Origin of the sequence: Gordonia alkanivorans (genome assembly GCF_004011905.1) — a bacterium.
Taxonomy (GTDB): domain Bacteria; phylum Actinomycetota; class Actinomycetes; order Mycobacteriales; family Mycobacteriaceae; genus Gordonia; species Gordonia alkanivorans.
On the sequence record NZ_CP027114.1, the window covers coordinates 3,199,905 to 3,216,925 of the forward strand.

Annotated in this window: 16 protein-coding genes and 1 riboswitch; of the genes, 14 read left to right on the forward strand and 2 right to left on the reverse strand. The window is 68.2% G+C overall.

What is annotated here, in order from left to right:
- Positions 1-5: 5 nt before the first annotated feature.
- From ribD to ppc, 14 genes are all read left to right on the forward strand, one after another.
- Positions 6-1,031: a bifunctional diaminohydroxyphosphoribosylaminopyrimidine deaminase/5-amino-6-(5-phosphoribosylamino)uracil reductase RibD gene (gene ribD / locus C5O27_RS14545; protein ID WP_035751513.1), complete on the forward strand. Its 1,026-nt coding sequence runs from the start codon at positions 6-8 to the stop codon at positions 1,029-1,031.
- Positions 1,032-1,125: 94 nt separating this feature from the next.
- A riboswitch (FMN riboswitch) is annotated at positions 1,126-1,282 on the forward strand.
- Positions 1,283-1,326: 44 nt separating this feature from the next.
- The gene (locus C5O27_RS14550) at positions 1,327-1,968 is read left to right on the forward strand and encodes a riboflavin synthase (protein WP_035751692.1); all 642 of its coding nucleotides are present in this window, start codon (positions 1,327-1,329) and stop codon (positions 1,966-1,968) included.
- Positions 1,969-2,006: 38 nt separating this feature from the next.
- On the forward strand, positions 2,007-3,320 hold the full coding sequence (locus tag C5O27_RS14555) for a bifunctional 3,4-dihydroxy-2-butanone-4-phosphate synthase/GTP cyclohydrolase II (protein WP_042378034.1): 1,314 nt from the start codon (positions 2,007-2,009) through the stop codon (positions 3,318-3,320).
- Positions 3,317-3,829: a 6,7-dimethyl-8-ribityllumazine synthase gene (gene ribH, locus C5O27_RS14560; RefSeq protein WP_006357222.1), complete on the forward strand. Its 513-nt coding sequence runs from the start codon at positions 3,317-3,319 to the stop codon at positions 3,827-3,829. The genes C5O27_RS14555 and ribH overlap by 4 nt, the downstream gene beginning before the upstream one ends.
- Positions 3,826-4,290, forward strand: a complete 465-nt coding sequence (locus tag C5O27_RS14565) for a PH domain-containing protein (protein WP_006357223.1) — start codon at positions 3,826-3,828, stop codon at positions 4,288-4,290. Before ribH ends, C5O27_RS14565 begins: the two co-directional genes overlap by 4 nt.
- Positions 4,291-4,300: 10 nt before the next feature.
- Entirely contained in the window at positions 4,301-6,394 is a 2,094-nt protein-coding gene (gene uvrC / locus C5O27_RS14570) for an excinuclease ABC subunit UvrC (RefSeq protein ID WP_127962996.1), read from the forward strand.
- The gene (gene rapZ, locus C5O27_RS14575) at positions 6,366-7,337 is read left to right on the forward strand and encodes an RNase adapter RapZ (protein WP_198136067.1); all 972 of its coding nucleotides are present in this window, start codon (positions 6,366-6,368) and stop codon (positions 7,335-7,337) included. Before uvrC ends, rapZ begins: the two co-directional genes overlap by 29 nt.
- Entirely contained in the window at positions 7,334-8,368 is a 1,035-nt protein-coding gene (locus tag C5O27_RS14580) for a gluconeogenesis factor YvcK family protein (protein WP_006357226.1), read from the forward strand. The genes rapZ and C5O27_RS14580 overlap by 4 nt, the downstream gene beginning before the upstream one ends.
- A 71-nt stretch (positions 8,369-8,439) precedes the next feature.
- Positions 8,440-9,417, forward strand: coding sequence for a DNA-binding protein WhiA (gene whiA / locus C5O27_RS14585; RefSeq protein ID WP_006357227.1), 978 nt, complete (start codon positions 8,440-8,442; stop codon positions 9,415-9,417).
- A gap of 157 nt (positions 9,418-9,574) precedes the next feature.
- On the forward strand, positions 9,575-10,594 hold the full coding sequence (gene gap / locus C5O27_RS14590; RefSeq protein WP_006357228.1) for a type I glyceraldehyde-3-phosphate dehydrogenase: 1,020 nt from the start codon (positions 9,575-9,577) through the stop codon (positions 10,592-10,594).
- A 37-nt stretch (positions 10,595-10,631) separates the two neighbouring features.
- Positions 10,632-11,843 carry a phosphoglycerate kinase gene (locus C5O27_RS14595; protein ID WP_006357229.1) on the forward strand — a complete coding sequence of 404 codons (1,212 nt, stop codon included), beginning with the start codon at positions 10,632-10,634 and terminating at the stop codon, positions 11,841-11,843.
- 3 nt (positions 11,844-11,846) lie between these two features.
- Complete coding sequence (tpiA, locus tag C5O27_RS14600; RefSeq protein WP_005194872.1) at positions 11,847-12,635, forward strand: triose-phosphate isomerase; 789 nt, start codon at positions 11,847-11,849, stop codon at positions 12,633-12,635.
- 110 nt (positions 12,636-12,745) lie between these two features.
- Positions 12,746-12,979: a preprotein translocase subunit SecG gene (secG, locus tag C5O27_RS14605; protein ID WP_006357231.1), complete on the forward strand. Its 234-nt coding sequence runs from the start codon at positions 12,746-12,748 to the stop codon at positions 12,977-12,979.
- 98 nt (positions 12,980-13,077) lie between these two features.
- Positions 13,078-15,918 carry a phosphoenolpyruvate carboxylase gene (gene ppc, locus C5O27_RS14610; protein WP_127962997.1) on the forward strand — a complete coding sequence of 947 codons (2,841 nt, stop codon included), beginning with the start codon at positions 13,078-13,080 and terminating at the stop codon, positions 15,916-15,918.
- A gap of 16 nt (positions 15,919-15,934) precedes the next feature.
- Here ppc and ppnP read toward each other — a convergent pair whose 3' ends face one another.
- Positions 15,935-16,261: a pyrimidine/purine nucleoside phosphorylase gene (gene ppnP, locus C5O27_RS14615; protein ID WP_127962998.1), complete on the reverse strand. Its 327-nt coding sequence runs from the start codon at positions 16,259-16,261 to the stop codon at positions 15,935-15,937.
- A gap of 22 nt (positions 16,262-16,283) precedes the next feature.
- Positions 16,284-17,021, reverse strand: a complete 738-nt coding sequence (gene pgl / locus C5O27_RS14620) for a 6-phosphogluconolactonase (protein WP_127962999.1) — start codon at positions 17,019-17,021, stop codon at positions 16,284-16,286.

Genomic DNA, 17,021 nt, shown 5'->3' on the forward strand with positions numbered 1-17,021 from the left:
GCCACATGGACATCGTCGCCGCCATGGACCGCGCCGTCGAGGCGTCGTTTGCGGCCATGGGTGTCAGCTCGCCCAATCCGCCTGTCGGAGCGGTGATCCTGACCGCCGACGGCACCGTCGCCGGTGTCGGCGCGACCCAACCGCCGGGCGGCCCGCACGCCGAGGTCATGGCCTTGCGCGCAGCGGGTGAAGCCGCGCGGGGCGGTACCGCGATCGTCACGCTCGAACCCTGCAACCACACCGGACGCACCGGGCCGTGCTCGCAGGCGCTCATCGAGGCCGGCGTCGTCGAGGTCCACTACGCGGTCAGCGATCCCAACCCCGTCGCCGCGGGTGGCGCCGACACTCTTCGGGCCGCCGGCATCCGGGTGACCGGGGGAGTCGCGGTCGACGCCGTGGAGAACGGTCCGCTGCGTCCGTGGCTCACCCGTCAGCGGCTCGGGCGGCCGATGGTCACCGCCAAGATCGCGGCGGGCATCGACGGCCGGATCGTCGCACCCGACGGCACCAGCCAGTGGATCACCGGGCCGGCGGCCCGCGACCACGCCCACCAGCAGCGCTCACGCCTCGACGCCATCGTCATCGGCACCGGCACGGCCCTCGCCGACAACCCGACCCTCACCGCCCGCACCGCCGATGGCGGGCTGTACCCGCACCAGCCGGCACGTGTGGTGCTCGGGCACCGCGACCTGCCTGCCGATGCCAACGTCCGCGGCGACACCGGAGGACCGCTGGTCTGCGTCGACTCCCACCACCCGGCCGACGTCCTCTCCGCCCTGCCCGACGCGCTCTGGGTCCTGGTGGAGGGCGGCCCGCACATCCTCGGCGCCTTCTTCGCCGCCGACCTCGTCGACGAGGTCCACGCCTACGTCGCGCCGATGGTCCTGGGCGCCGGACGCAGTTCCGTCGAGATCCCGGGAGTCACCACTCTGGACGACGCCAGACGGTTCGAAACCCGCGAGGTCACGACGCTCGGAAGTGACATCTTGATCGCACTCGACCGCTCATCGCGGGCATCGGCGCAGGACTGAGCGGGGCGAGATGCACGACACACCGGCGGCGATCTGTTTCGCTCAGCGAAATTCCAATGCGACTCCGTTCTCGCGTCGTGCTAGCGTCGATACCACCAGTTCTCGGGGCGGGGTGAGATTCCCCACCGGCGGTGATGAGGGTGCTACGGACATGCACCTTCCAGCCCGCGAGCGCCTGTCGGAAGACAGGGACAGCAGATTCGGTGAGAATCCGAAGCCGACGGTCATAGTCCGGATGCGAGAGAACAGGCGACACAGTGCCGCCCTGTCTGCTCCGAGCGAGCAGGAGGAGTGCGTGTTCACCGGAATCGTGGAGGAACTCGGCGTCATCGCCGACCGCGAGGATCTCTCTGATGCAGCCCGCTTCACCGTGCGGGGACCCATCGTCACCGCCGATGCCGGCCACGGCGACTCCATCGCGGTCAACGGCGTGTGTCTGACCGTCGTCGACCTCCGACCGGGCGAGTTCACCGTCGACGTGATGGGCGAGACGCTTCGTCGCAGCTCCCTGTCCGACCTCGCCGCGGGCAGCACCGTCAATCTCGAACGCGCCATGCCCGCGAACGGGCGTTTCGGCGGCCACATCGTGCAGGGCCACGTCGACGGGACCGGTCGCGTCCTGTCCGTGAGCCCCTCGGAGAACTGGACCGTCGTGCGCATCGGCGTGCCGGCGAAGCTCACCCGGTACCTCGTCGAGAAGGGTTCGATCACCGTCGACGGTGTGTCGCTGACCGTCTCGTCCGTCGGCGGATCGGGTGACGACTCGTGGTTCGAGATCTCCCTGATCCCCACCACCCTCAACGAGACCAACCTCGGTGCCACCAAGCCCGGCACCGTGGTCAACCTCGAGGTCGACGTGATCGCGAAGTACGTCGAACGTCTGCACCTCGGAAACACCCAACATGTCCCTGCGCTTGATGTCACCGGGACGAAATGAGGACAGCGGGCGAAATGAGCACAACGAGTGAGGTTCTGATGAGCGAATCGCCGCGTGATGGTGACGACGCGACCACCGACGAACGAGTCCGGCTCGACTCGATCGAACGGGCCATCGCCGACATCGCCGCCGGCAAGGCGGTCGTCGTGGTCGACGACGAGGACCGGGAGAACGAGGGCGACCTGATCTTCGCGGCCGAGAAGGCCACCCCGGAGCTCGTCGCCTTCATGGTCCGCTACACCTCGGGCTACCTGTGCGTCCCGCTCGACGGCGACGCCTGCGACCGCCTCGGTCTGCCCCCGATGTACTCGATGAACCAGGACAAGCACGGCACCGCCTACACCGTGACCGTCGACGCCCGTGAGGGCATCGGCACCGGTATCAGCGCCTCGGACCGCGCCACCACCATGCGTCTGCTCGCCGACCCGGAGGCCACCGCCGGTGACTTCACGCGTCCCGGCCACGTCGTCCCGTTGCGCGCCAAGGAGGGCGGCGTGCTGCGTCGTCCCGGCCACACCGAGGCCGCCGTCGACCTGGCCCGGCTCGCCGATCTCGCGCCGGCCGGCGTCATCTGCGAGATCGTCAGCCAGAAGGACGTGGGCTCGATGGCCCGCTCCGACGAGCTGCGCGTCTTCGCCGACGAGCACGACCTCGCCATGATCTCGATCGCCGACCTCATCGCGTGGCGTCGTCGCCACGAGAAGCATGTCGTTCGCGTCGCCGATGCCCGGATTCCGACCCGTCACGGCGACTTCCGCGCAGTCGGCTACTCCAGCGTCTACGACGACGTCGAGCACGTCGCCCTGGTGAAGGGCGACGTCTCCAGCGACGACGGACACGACGTCCTCGTCCGCGTGCACTCGGAGTGCCTGACCGGCGACGTCTTCGGCTCGCTGCGCTGCGACTGCGGTCCGCAGCTCGACGCCGCGATGGAGATGGTGGCCGAAGAAGGCCGCGGCATCATCCTGTACATGCGCGGCCATGAGGGTCGCGGCATCGGCCTGCTGCACAAGCTGCAGGCCTATCAGCTGCAGGACGCCGGCGCCGACACCGTCGACGCAAACCTGGAACTGGGTCTGCCCGCCGACTCCCGCGACTACGGTCTCGGCGCCCAGATCCTCGTCGATCTCGGGGTGTCGTCGATGCGTCTGCTGACCAACAACCCGGCCAAGCGCGTCGGTCTCGACGGTTACGGCCTGCACATCGTCGACCGGGTGCCGATGCCGGTGCGCGCCAACGCCGAGAACCTGCGCTACCTTCGCACCAAGCGCGACCGGATGGGACACGACCTCGTGGGTCTCGACGATCACGCACATACCGGCGACGACGCATCTGAAGGAGCCCCTGCATGAGTGGTCACGGAGAACCGACCCTCGAACTCGCCGATGCCGGCAAGCTCCGGCTGGCGATCGTGTCGTCGCAGTGGCACGAGAAGATCTGTGGCGCACTGCTCGACGGCGCGGTCCGCGCGGCCCACGAGAACGGTGTCACCGAGCCGACCATCGTGCAGGTCGCGGGCGCCATCGAGTTGCCGGTCATCGTGCAGGCGCTGGCCCGCACCCACGACGCCGTCGTCGCGCTCGGCGTCGTGATCAAGGGTGAGACACCGCATTTCGATTACGTGTGCGACGCGGTGACCGCGGGTCTGACCCGCGTCTCGCTCGACGAGTCGACCCCGGTCGGCAACGGTGTGCTGACCACGCTCACCGAGGAGCAGGCCATCGCCCGCGCGGGCTTACCCGGTTCGACCGAGGACAAGGGCGCGCAGGCGACCGTCGCCGCACTGGCGTCGGCCCTGACCCTACGCGCGCTGGCACGCGGTGAGGCCCTGCCGAGCACGGTCGGAGGAGCATCGGCGTGACCTCCCCTCGATGGGACCTGGTCTATCGGCCGCGCAAGCTGCCCCGCTGGGCGATCGTCGCGGCCGTGATCGTGATGGCCATCCACATCACCTTCGGGCTGCTGCTGACGATCGAGGACGTCGGGGTCCGCAACCTCGGCAGCTCCGACCAGGTCGCGATCATCCTCATCGGTGTTCTCTTCACCGGCGCCATCCTGCTGCTGACCCGTCCGCGGCTGCGGGTGGGCGCCGAGGGTGTCGAGGTGCGCAACCTGGTGCCCACTCGACTCTTCACCTGGGACCAGGTACTCGGACTGACCTACCCGGAAAAAGGCTTCGGCGCCTGGCTGCTGTTCCCGTCCGACGAACACATCACCGTGCTGGCTGTGCAGGCGAACGACGGTCCGCAGGCCGTCGAGGCGATGGCCCGGTTCCGCGAGCTCGAAGAGCGCTATCGCGGGACCGTCCGACCCGCCAACTAGCCTGGAACACGTGGCCGACCCGACTACCTACCGTCCTGCTCCCGGAACCATCCCGACCGATCCCGGGGTGTACAAGTTCCGTGACGAGCACGGTCGTGTCATCTACGTGGGCAAGGCCAAGAACCTCCGGTCGCGTCTGACGTCGTACTTCGCCGACATCGCCTCGCTGCACCCGCGCACCCGTCAGATGGTGACGACGGCGGCGTCGGTGGAGTGGACCGTCGTGGGCACCGAGGTCGAGGCACTTCAGCTCGAATACAACTGGATCAAGGAATTCGATCCGCGGTTCAACGTCCGCTATCGCGACGACAAGAGCTACCCGATGCTCGCCGTGACCCTCAACGAGGCGTACCCGCGGCTGTTCGTCTACCGCGGACCCCGCCGCCGTGGCGTGCGCTACTTCGGGCCGTACGCGCATGCGTGGGCGATCCGCGAGACCGTCGACCTGCTGACGCGGGTGTTCCCGGCGCGCACCTGCTCGGCGGGCGTGTTCAAGCGGCACCGCCAGATCGACCGGCCGTGTCTGCTCGGCTACATCGACAAGTGCTCCGCGCCCTGTATCGGCCGGGTCGACGCCGAGGAACACCGCGAGATCGTCGAGGACTTCTGCGACTTCCTCGCCGGCCGCACCGACCTGCTGATCCGCAAGCTCGAACGTGACATGTCCGCTGCGGCCGAGGATCTCGATTTCGAACGCGCGGCCCGCCTGCGCGACGACATCGGCGCCCTCCGACGCGCCATGGAGAAGCAGGCCGTGGTTCTCGGCGACGGCACCACCGCCGACGTCGTCGCGATCGCCGGAGACGACCTCGAGGTGTCGGTACAGGTCTTCCACGTGCGCGACGGGCGCGTCCGCGGTCAGCGCGGGTGGGTCGTCGAACGCAGTGACAACGGGACCGACGGCGACGTCATCGGCGAGTTCATCACCCAGTTCTACGGTGCGCAGGTCGATTTCGACGCCACCGTCGACGTCGGTGCGGACCGCGCACACGGCGAGTCCGTTCCGCGCGAGGTCCTGGTCCCCGAATTGCCGGCCGACACAGCCGAACTCGAGGAGTGGCTGAGCGGGCTGCGGGGGAGCAGGGTCACCTTGCGGGTGCCCCAGCGCGGCGACAAGAAGGCGCTGTTCGAGACCGTCGCCCGGAACGCGGGGGAGGCGCTCACCCAGCACAAGCTCCGACGCGCCGGTGACCTCACCACCCGGTCGGCCGCCCTCACCGAACTGCAGGAGAACCTGATGCTCGACCAGGCGCCGCTGCGCATCGAGTGCGTCGACATATCGCATGTGCAGGGCACCGACGTCGTGGCTTCTCTCGTCGTCTTCGAGGACGGTCTGCCGCGCAAGTCCGACTACCGCCACTACGCGATCCGCCATGCCGCCGGCGACGGCCACTCCGACGACGTCGCATCGATCGCCGAGGTCACCCGCCGCCGCTTCCTCCGGCATCGCGCCGACCGTGACGCACCGCCGCCCGAGTCGGGGGAGGTCGACGCCGAACCGCAGACCTCTGCGCAGCCACGAAAGTTCGCGTACCCGCCCAATCTGTTCGTCGTCGACGGCGGTGCGCCTCAGGTGCATGCCGCGGCGGCGGTTCTCGACGAGCTCGGTGTCACCGACGTCTCGGTGATCGGACTCGCCAAACGCCTCGAGGAGGTGTGGGTGCCCGGTGAGGACGACCCGATGATCCTGCCGCGAAGCAGCCAGGCGCTGTTCCTGCTGCAGCGTGTGCGCGACGAGGCACACCGGTTCGCCATCACCTTCCACCGCAGCAAGCGCAGCAAGAGGATGACCGCCTCGGCGCTCGACGGCATCCCGGGTCTGGGGAAGACACGACGCACCGCGCTGGTGACCCACTTCGGGTCGGTTGCGCGCCTGCGTGAGGCATCCTTGGAGGAGATCGCCCAGGTGCCGGGGATCGGACTGACCACGGCGCGTGCGGTGCAGGACGCGCTCGGCGGTGACACCGTTGTCGAGACGGTGCCCGAGTCCGAGGTGGAGCCGGAGTCCGAAGTGGTGCCGGTGGAGACGGTGGTGTCCGAGACGGTGAACGAAGCAGAGATGACGGTGGTGACCGGTGACGCGGGACGGGGTGTCGATGAATGAGCGGGCCGAGGCCGGACACGACGAGCAGCTGACCGGAGGCGTCCGGAACGGTGAGGTGCCGAACGAACTCACCGTCCTGTTCGTCACCGGCATGTCCGGTGCGGGCCGGTCCACAGCGGCCAACGTGCTGGAGGACGACGGCTGGTACGTCGCGGACAACGTTCCGCCGTCGCTGATCTCGACGATGGTCGGGATGGTGCGGGAGAGCGACCCGACGATCACCCGTCTCGCGATGGTGTTGCGCGCATCCGGCCCCGACCTCGCCCACGAACTCGAACAGCTGCGGGACAACCTCGAGGAGTCGGGGATTCGTACCCGGCTGCTGTACCTCGACGCGAGCGAGGAGGCGCTGGTCCGTCGCTTCGAGCAGGTGCGTCGCCGACACCCGTTGCAGGGCAAGGAAACTCTCATCGAGGGCATCGCCCGGGAACGCGCGATCCTGGCGCCGATCAAGAACGTCGCCGACCTCGTCGTGGAGACCTCGGCGCTGACCGCGGCCAAGCTCCGCTCCGTGGTGGAGGGTGTGTCGCCGGGAGACACCGAACCGCGGCTGAGCATCGCGGTGCAGTCCTTCGGCTTCAAGTACGGACTGCCCATCGACTCCGATCTCGTCGCCGACGTGCGGTTCCTGCCCAACCCCCACTGGATCGACGAGCTGCGCGACCACAACGGGCAGGAGGCGCCGGTCCGCGACTACGTCCTCGGCCAGCCCGACGCCGGTGACTTCCTCGACCTGTACACCGACCTGGTGTCCATCGTCGGTCGTGGCTACCTGCGAGAAGGTAAGCGCTACATGACGATCAGCGTCGGCTGCACCGGCGGTAAACATCGAAGTGTCGCCATCTCCGAGGAGCTCGCACGGCGTCTCCGCAAGGCCGTCGACGACTCCGGCGTGGCCACCTACGACGTGCGCGTGATGCACCGCGATCTGGGGCGCGAATGACCCAGGAGATCGTCGACCCCAAGATCGTCGCGCTGGGTGGCGGCCACGGCCTGTACGCGACGCTGACCGCGATGCGTTACCTGAGTACCGACATCACCGCGGTGGTGACGGTCGCCGACGACGGGGGATCGTCGGGCCGCCTGCGTGCCGAACTCGGCCTCATCCCGCCGGGAGACCTGCGAATGGCCCTGGCCGCGTTGATGTCCGCGCCCAAGGCGCTCGAGGACTTCCAGACCGCGGGTGACCCCGACACCCGTCGACGCCACGAACTGTGGGCCGAGGTGCTGCAGCACCGCTTCGGCGGTCGCGGCGCGCTCGCCGGACACCCCATCGGCAATCTGATGCTCGCGGGGCTCACCGAGGTCCTCGGTGACGCGGTGGCCGCGCTGCAGGAACTCCGGTCGATGTTCGGGATCGTCGGGCAGGTGCTGCCCATGTCGACCGTCCCGCTCGACATCGAGGCCGACGTGTCAGGACTCGAGGCGGACCCGCGCATCAGCCGGGAGATCCGCGGACAGGTCGCGGTGGCGACGACGCCCGGCAAGGTGCGTCGCGTGCGGCTGATCCCCGAGGAACCGCCCGCCTGCGAGAGTGCCGTCGGGGCAATCGAATCCGCCGATCTGGTGATGCTCGGACCCGGCTCCTGGTTCTCCAGCGTGATCCCGCACGTGCTGGTGCCCGAGCAACTCAAGGCGTTGCAGCGCACCGCCGCCCGCAAGGTGCTGGTGGTCAACCTCGCACCCGAACCGGGGGAGACCCCGGGGTTCTCGGTGGAGCGGCATCTGCACGTCCTGCACGCCCACGCCGACACCTTCCGCGTCGACAACGTCCTGGTCGACGCGTCGTCGGTGCCCGCCGGACGCGAACGCGAGCATCTCGTGCGCGCGGCCGGACTCTTCGGCGCCGAACTGAACGTCGGCGATGTCGCGGTACCCGGCCGCCAGGTCCATGACCCGGCGAAAGTCGCCGCCGTGGTGAACGAACTGTGCGAAGGTGAATCGAACCGTTACGCTGACCGGGCCGACGCCTGACCCAGGCGATGATTCGGCGTTTTCTTTCAGGGACGTGTGGGCAGTTGACAGGAGGACAGGGACCGGTGGCGATGACGGCAGCGGTGAAAGACGAGCTGAGTCGCCTGACGGTGACCCAGGTGAGTTGCCGGAGAGCCGAGGTGTCGGCCCTGCTGCGTTTCGCCGGCGGCCTGCACATCGTGGCGGGCCGCGTCGTCGTGGAGGCCGAGGTCGACATGGGCAATGTCGCGCGGCGCCTACGACGCGAGATCCACGACCTGTTCGGCTACGGCTCCGACGTCCACGTCCTGCGAAGCGGCGGCCTGCGCAAGTCGGCCCGCTACATCGTGCGCATCACCAAGGACGGCGAAGGACTCGCCCGGCAGACCGGCTTGCTCGATCTGCGTGGCCGGCCGGTGCGCGGCCTCCCGGCCCAGGTGGTCGGCGGTAGCGTCGCCGACGCCGAAGCCGCTTGGCGCGGTGCGTTTCTCGCCCACGGTTCGTTGACCGAACCAGGACGCTCGTCGGCGCTCGAGGTCAGCTGCCCCGGACCCGAGGCCGCGTTGGCGCTCGTCGGCGCCGCCCGTCGCCTCGGTGTGACCGCGAAGGCGCGCGAGGTCCGCGGCGCCGACCGCGTCGTCATCCGCGACGGCGAGGCCATCGGCGCGCTGCTCACCCGGATGGGCGCCCACGACACCCGCCTGGTCTGGGAGGAACGCCGCATGCGCCGCGAGGTGCGCGCGACCGCGAACCGCCTCGCCAACTTCGACGACGCCAACCTCCGGCGCTCGGCCCGCGCGGCAGTGGCTGCGGCCGCCCGCGTCGAACGCGCCCTGGAGATCCTCGGTGACGAGGTCCCCGACCATCTCATCGCGGCCGGACAGCTGCGCATCACCCATCGGCAGGCCTCTCTGGAGGAGCTCGGCCAGCTCGCCGACCCGCCGATGACCAAGGACGCCGTCGCCGGACGCATCCGCCGGCTGTTGTCGATGGCTGACAAGAAAGCTCGCCAGGACGGCATCCCGGACACCGAATCGGCGGTCACCTCAGAGCTGCTCGACGAGGCCTAGGGACCTGCGGTGTGCCGGACCGAACCCGGCCTACTAGGCTGAAGTCGACGTGTGCGGACCGGGGGTCACCCCTGTGTGCCATCGGTGACCGCTCACGGCGCGGCCAGCAGGGCTTGACCCACAGGCCTGACCATGAATACCGCTAAGGAGCACAACTGTGACTGTTCGGGTAGGCGTCAACGGATTCGGCCGGATCGGCCGCAACTTCTTCCGTGCCGTCGAAGCGCAAAAGGCTTTGGGCACCACTGACATCGAGATCGTCGCGGTCAACGACCTCACCGACAACGCGACTCTCGCGCACCTGCTGAAGTTCGACTCGATCCTCGGCCGTCTGCCCGAAGACGTCAGCCTCGAAGGCGACGACACCATCGTGGTGGGCGACAAGAAGATCAAGGCGCTCGAGGTCAAGGAAGGCCCCGCAGCCATCCCGTGGGGCGACCTGGGCGTGGACGTCGTCGTCGAGTCGACCGGCATCTTCACCGCACGCGCCAAGGCCCAGGGCCACCTGGACGCCGGCGCCAAGAAGGTCATCATCTCGGCCCCCGCCTCGGATGAGGACATCACCATCGTCATGGGCGTCAACGACGACAAGTACGACGGCAGCCAGAACATCATCTCCAACGCCTCGTGCACCACGAACTGCCTCGGCCCGCTGGCCAAGGTCCTCAACGACGAGTTCGGCATCGTCAAGGGCCTCATGACCACGATCCACGCCTACACCCAGGATCAGAACCTGCAGGACGGCCCGCACAAGGACCTGCGCCGCGCACGTGGTGCCGCGATCAACATCGTGCCGACCTCGACCGGTGCCGCCAAGGCCATCGGCCTGGTCCTCCCGGAGCTGAAGGGCAAGCTCGACGGTTACGCCCTGCGCGTGCCGATCCCCACCGGCTCGGTCACCGACCTCACCGCGCAGCTGGCCAAGCAGGCCACCGCCGAGGAGATCAACGCCGCGCTCAAGGCCGCCGCCGAGGGTCCGCTCAAGGGCATCCTCAAGTACTACGACGCCCCGATCGTCTCCTCCGACATCGTCACCGACCCGCACAGCTCGCTGTTCGACGCCGGCCTGACCAAGGTCATCGACGATCAGGCCAAGGTCGTGTCCTGGTACGACAACGAGTGGGGCTACTCGAACCGCCTCGTCGACCTCATCGGACTCGTCAGCAAGTCTCTCTAGTCCACTCGTCGTACAACGAAAGAGGAGTCAACGCCTCATGGGTGTTCCCACTCTGAAGAACCTTCTGGAAGAGGGTGTTTCGGGTCGCGGAGTGCTGGTCCGTTCGGATTTCAACGTCCCGCTCGACGGGTCGACGATCACCGATCCGGGTCGCATCCTCGCCTCGCTGCCCACCCTCAACGCGCTGATCGACGCCGGCGCCAAGGTGATCATCACCGCCCACCTGGGTCGGCCGAAGGGCGAGCCGGATCCGAAGTTCTCGCTCGCGCCCGTCGCGGCGCGGCTCGGCGAAGAACTCGGTCGCAACGTGCAGCTCGCCGGTGACGTCGTCGGCACCGACGCGCTCGCCCGCGCCGAGGGTCTCACCGACGGTGACGTCCTGCTCCTGGAGAACATCCGCTTCGATCCGCGGGAGACCTCCAAGGACGACGCCGAGCGCGAGAAGCTGGCCAAGGCCCTCGTCGAACTCGTCGGCGAGGACGGCGCGTTCGTCTCGGACGGCTTCGGAGTGGTCCACCGCAAGCAGGCATCGGTCTACGACGTCGCCAAGCTGCTCCCGCACTACGCGGGAGAGCTGGTGGCGGCCGAGGTCGACGTCCTGTCGAAGCTCACCGAAGAGGTGACCCGTCCCTACGCGGTCGTCCTCGGTGGCTCGAAGGTCTCCGACAAGCTCGGGGTCATCGAGGCGTTGGCTCCCAAGGTCGACACGCTCGTCATCGGTGGCGGCATGGCCTTCACCTTCCTGGCCGCACAGGGCCATTCGGTGGGCACCTCGCTGCTGCAGGAAGACCAGATCGACGTCTGCAAGAGCCTGCTCGAGCGCTTCGGCGACGTCATCCACCTGCCGGTCGACGTCGTGGTGGCCGACAAGTTCGCCGCCGACGCGGAGGCGAAGACCGTCGCCGCCGACGCCATCCCGGACGGCTGGATGGGTCTCGACATCGGACCGGAGTCGGTGAAGCGATTCACCGCGGTCCTCTCGGGCGCCCAGACGATCTTCTGGAACGGTCCGTCCGGCGTCTTCGAGTTCGAGAAATTCTCGGCCGGCACCCGCGGTGTCGCCGAGGCCATCGCCGGTGCGACCGACAACGGTGCGTTCACCGTGGTCGGTGGCGGCGACTCGGCTGCCGCGGTGCGGACCCTGGGTCTGCCCGACTCGGACTTCTCGCACATCTCCACCGGAGGTGGCGCATCGCTGGAGTACCTCGAAGGCAAGGAACTCCCCGGACTGAAGGTGCTGGAGAGCTGAGCCATGGCAACTCGTAAACCGCTCATCGCGGGCAACTGGAAGATGAACCTGAACCACCTCGAGGCCATCGCGCTGGTTCAGAAGATCGCCTTCGCCCTGCCGGCGAAGTACTTCGACAAGGTCGACGTGACGGTGATCCCGCCGTTCACCGACATCCGCAGCGTGCAGACCGTCGTCGACGGCGACAAGCTGCTGCTCACCTACGGTGCGCAGGATCTGTCGCAGCACGACTCGGGTGCCTACACCGGGGAGATCAGCGGCGCCTTCCTCGCGAAGCTCGGCTGTACCTTCGTCGTCGTCGGCCACTCGGAGCGACGCACCCTGCACGGTGAGACCGACGAGATCGTGCTGGCCAAGACCAAGGCCGCGCTCAAGCACGAACTCACCCCGATCGTCTGCATCGGCGAGGGTCTCGAGATCCGCGAGGCCGGCGAGCACGTCGCGTACAACGTGGCGCAGCTCAAGGGTTCGCTGGCGGGCCTGTCGGCCGCCGAGATCGCCAAGACCGTCATCGCCTACGAGCCGGTCTGGGCCATCGGCACCGGTCGCGTGGCCAGTGCCGCCGACGCCCAGGAGGTCTGCAAGGCCATCCGCGAGACCCTCGCGGAGATCGCCGACGCGGAGACCGCGGCCTCGGTCCGCATCCTCTACGGCGGTTCGGTGAACGCCAAGAACGTCGGCGACATCGTCGGCCAGACCGACGTCGACGGAGCTCTCGTCGGCGGCGCGTCGTTGAAGTCCGACGAGTTCGCGACGCTGTCGGCGATCGCCGCGGGTGGCCCCTTGCCCTGACGGGTCACACCCACGCGTACACTGTGGCAGGTTGGTGTCGATTTGCGTCGGCACCACCTGCCACAGCTGTTTCTCCAGGTGTTTACGGAAGGGCGTTTCGACTCGTGACTGTGCAAGGTGCACTCGACATCGGATTGATCGTGACCAGCGTTCTGCTGATCGTGCTCGTCCTGCTGCACCGCGGCAAGGGTGGCGGTCTGTCGTCCCTGTTCGGCGGCGGTGTCCAGTCCAGCCTGTCGGGTTCGAGCGTCGTCGAACGCAACCTCGACCGGTTGACCATCTTCGTCGGCCTCATCTGGGTGATCTTCATCGTCGGCGTGGGCGTCGACATCAAACTTTCCTGAGTTGGTTTCTGCTCTGGACCTCGGGCGACGCGTGATACGCGTCGCCCGTCGCTTTCCCCGGGATGCCGGACTCCCCTGATCTCGGGATACTTGACGGCATGAGTGAAACCGCCCCCGCCAAGGGAGCCCCGGCCTCGCGTCCGTCCATCTCGATCGTCGACCACATCGTCGTCGACGACGAGGGCCGTGCACTCACCGAACCATTACGCGAGGACATCCGTCTGCTCGGCGGCATCCTCGGCGAGGTCGTCGCCGAGCATTCCGGCACGGATGTCTTCGATCTCGTCGAGTCCGCCCGGGTCGCCGCTTTCGGCGTGCGCCGCAACGAGATCGACCGCAACGAGCTCGCCGACATGTTCGTCGACCTCGACGTCGCCACCGCGGTACCCGTCATCCGCGCCTTCAGCCATTTCGCGCTGCTGGCCAATCTGGCCGAGGACATCCACCGCGAACGCCGCCGCGCCATCCACGTGCGGGCCGGTGACCCGCCGCAGAAGTCCAGCCTGGCCGCCACCTACCGTCAGCTCGCCGACGCCGGACTCGGCGACGAGGAGGTCGGCAAGGCACTCGCCGACGCCAACGTCGTCCCGGTCATCACCGCCCACCCGACCGAGACGCGGCGTCGCACGGTGTTCGAGGCGCAGAACCGCATCACCGAGCTCATGCGCTTCCGCGGTCGCACCGAACTGACCCCCGACGAGGACGCCGAGGTCACCGAGGCGATCCGGCGCCAGATCCTCACGCTGTGGCAGACCGCTCTCATCCGTCTCGAGCGGCTGACCATCCAGGACGAGATCCGTTCGGGCCTGCGCTACTACGACGCCTCGTTCTTCGAGGTGGTGCCGGCGATCAACACCTCGGTGCGAGCCGCGCTGCGGTCGGCGTACCCGGACGCGGGTCTCGCCGACGAGCCGATGATCCGCATGGGGTCCTGGATCGGCGGCGACCGGGACGGCAACCCGTTCGTCACCGCCGAGGTCGTCACCCTGGCCACCACGCTGGCCGCCGCGACCGCAGTCGGGCACCACCTCGCCGAACTCGAGAACCTCGCGCAGGAACTGAGTATGTCGGCGCGACTGATCACCGGCACCGAGCCGCTGCTGGCACTCGCCGGCGCCGATGCCGACGACCCCGGTGTCGACGAGCCGTTCCGGCTCGCGCTGCGGCACATCAGGTCCCGTCTGGCGGCGACGGCGAGGGGCATGTTCGACGACGACTTCCTCTCATCGAGCGACCTCTTCCTCGTCGACGGCAAGTCGCCGTATCACGACGCATCGGAACTCCTCGCCGACCTGGACGTCATCGACGCCGCGCTGCGGGTCAACAACGACGCCACTATCGCCGACGACCGCCTCTTGTCGCTCCGGGAGTCGGTGCGTACCTTCGGTTTCCATCTGTCCGGACTCGACCTGCGGCAGAACTCCGACATGCACGAGGAGGTCGTCGCCGAACTCCTGGCGTGGGCCGGCGTGCACGCCGACTACGCCTCGCTGGGGGAGGAGGAGCGCGTCGAGATCCTGTCCGCCGAGCTGCAACGCCGTCGTCCGCTGACCAGTCCCGACGCGGAACTGAGCGAACTGGCGACCAAGGAACTCGGGATCGTGCGGGCTGCTGCGAAGGCGGTCGCGACGTTCGGACCGGAAGCGGTGCCGAACTACATCATCAGCATGTGCACCTCGGTGAGTGACATGCTCGAGGCCCTGATCCTGCTGAAGGAGGCCGGTCTCTACGATCCTGGTGCGGCGGGGGAGAACGCGCCGCGCTCGACCGTCCGCGTCGTACCGCTGTTCGAGACGATCGAGGATCTGCAGCAGGGCGCCACAACGCTGCTCGCCGTTCTCGACGTGCCGTTCTACCGGGCGCTCGTGGAGTCCCAGCACGGCATGCAGGAGATCATGCTCGGCTACTCCGACTCCAACAAGGACGGCGGTTACATGGCCGCCAACTGGGCGCTGTACCGCGCCGAACTCGACCTCGTCGAGGCGGCGTCTCGGTCGGGAATCCGGTTGCGGCTCTTCCACGGTCGCGGTGGCACCGTCGGTCGCGGTGGAGGTCCCAGCTACGATGCGATCCTCGCCCAGCCGCCGGGTGCGGTCCAGGGATCGTTGCGGATCACCGAGCAGGGCGAGATCATCGCAGCCAAGTACGCCGAACCGGTGACCGCCCGCCGCAACCTGGAGACGCTGCTGGCCGCGACCATCGAGTCGTCGTTGCTCGACGTCGAAGGTCTCGGCGACGAATCGGAGTCGGCCTACGAGATCATGGACGACATCGCGGCCAGGGCACGTGCGGCGTACAGCCGTCTGGTGCACGAGACACCGGGATTCGTCGAGTACTTCACCACGTCGACGCCGCTGTCGGAGATCGGCGCCCTCAACATCGGCAGCCGCCCGGCGTCACGCAAGCAGACCGAGAAGATCTCGGATCTCCGAGCGATCCCGTGGGTGCTGTCGTGGACGCAATCACGCGTGATGCTGCCGGGCTGGTACGGCACCGGGTCCGCGTTCGAGGAGTGGGTCGGCGACGATCCCACCCGCCTCGAGGCCCTGCAGCAATACTACGAGAAGTGGCCGTTCTTCCGCACCGTCATGTCCAACATGGCGCAGGTGCTGGCCAAGTCCGACATGGGTCTTGCCGAGCGCTACGCACAGCTGGTTCCCGACGAGCAACTGCGCGACAAGGTGTTCGGCATGATCGTCGACGAGCACGAGCGCACGATCGCCATGTGCGCCGAGATCACCGGCACCGACGACCTGTTGCACGACAACGCAGCCCTGAAACGTTCGGTCTACAACCGTTTTCCGTATCTCGAGCCCCTCAACCTGCTGCAGGTGGAGCTGCTTCGCCGGTTCCGTGCGGGGGAGGACACCCCGCTGGTGCGCCGCGGTATCCAGCTCACCATGAACGGTCTGGCGACGGCGCTGCGGAACTCGGGTTAGCCCGGAGTGGCTGTGCTCAGCCGTAGTGGCAGACGTAGCTGACGGGGTCGGTGACCTCGATGTCGAACGAGGAGTTGCCGGGCACCGGGAACGAGTCGCCTGCGCCGTAGGAGGTCCAGTCCTCGCTGCCGGCGAGCCGCACCCGGCAGGCGCCGCTGTGGAGTTCCATGATCTCGGGTGCGCCGGTGCCGAAGTTCAGTGTCGCGGGCAGGATCACACCGGCCGATTTACGGGTGCCGTCGGCGAGGTGGAACGTGTGGCTCACGCACTTGCCGTCGAAGTAGACGTTGGCGCGAGGGTCGAGGGTCACGTTCGCGTAGGTCGAGGTATCGGTCACGAGCATCGAGCCTAGCGTGAGCCCGGAATCACTTGAGCCGGGAGGCCGCGTCCTCGTCGAGGAACCAGATGGTCTCTTCGGTGCCGTGGGCGCCGGCGCAGGGCCAGTCCGCCGGGTCGGCACCGTTGTGGGCAGCGGCGACGGCCTCGGCCTTGTCGGCGCCGGCGACGAGGAACCAGACGTTGCGCGACCGGTTGACCACGGGCAGCGTCAAGGTGATCCGACACGGCGGCGGCTTGGGCGAATCCTCCACGGCGACAACCGACTTCTCGGTTTCCGCGGTGGCCGCGGTGTGCGGGAAGAGTGAGTTGATGTGGCCTTCGCCGCCCATTCCCAGAAGGTGAAGATCGAACTCCGGGGCAATGCCGTCAGAGGAGCGGCCGGCCAGGGTTGCCGCGTAATCGGCTGCGGCGGCGTCGATGTCGTCGCCGAACGGGCCGTCGGACGGGGCCATCGGGAAGACCCGCGACGGGTCGACCGGCACCTTGTCGAGCAGGGCTTCGCGGGCCTGTCCGGAGTTGCGTTCCGGGTCGCCGGCCGGTACGAATCGGTCGTCGCCCCAGTACAGGTCGACTCGCGACCAGTCGATCGTGCCGCTGTCGGCGGCCAGGGCCGACAGAATGCCGATCCCGTTGCTGCCGCCGGTCAGGACGATGCTCGCGACGTCGCGTTCGGCCTGTGCGCGGGTCACCAGGTCGATGAAGCGAGCGGCCGCGGTCACGACCAGTTCCTGCTTGGACTCGAAGACCAGCGTCTCGTTGGCCAC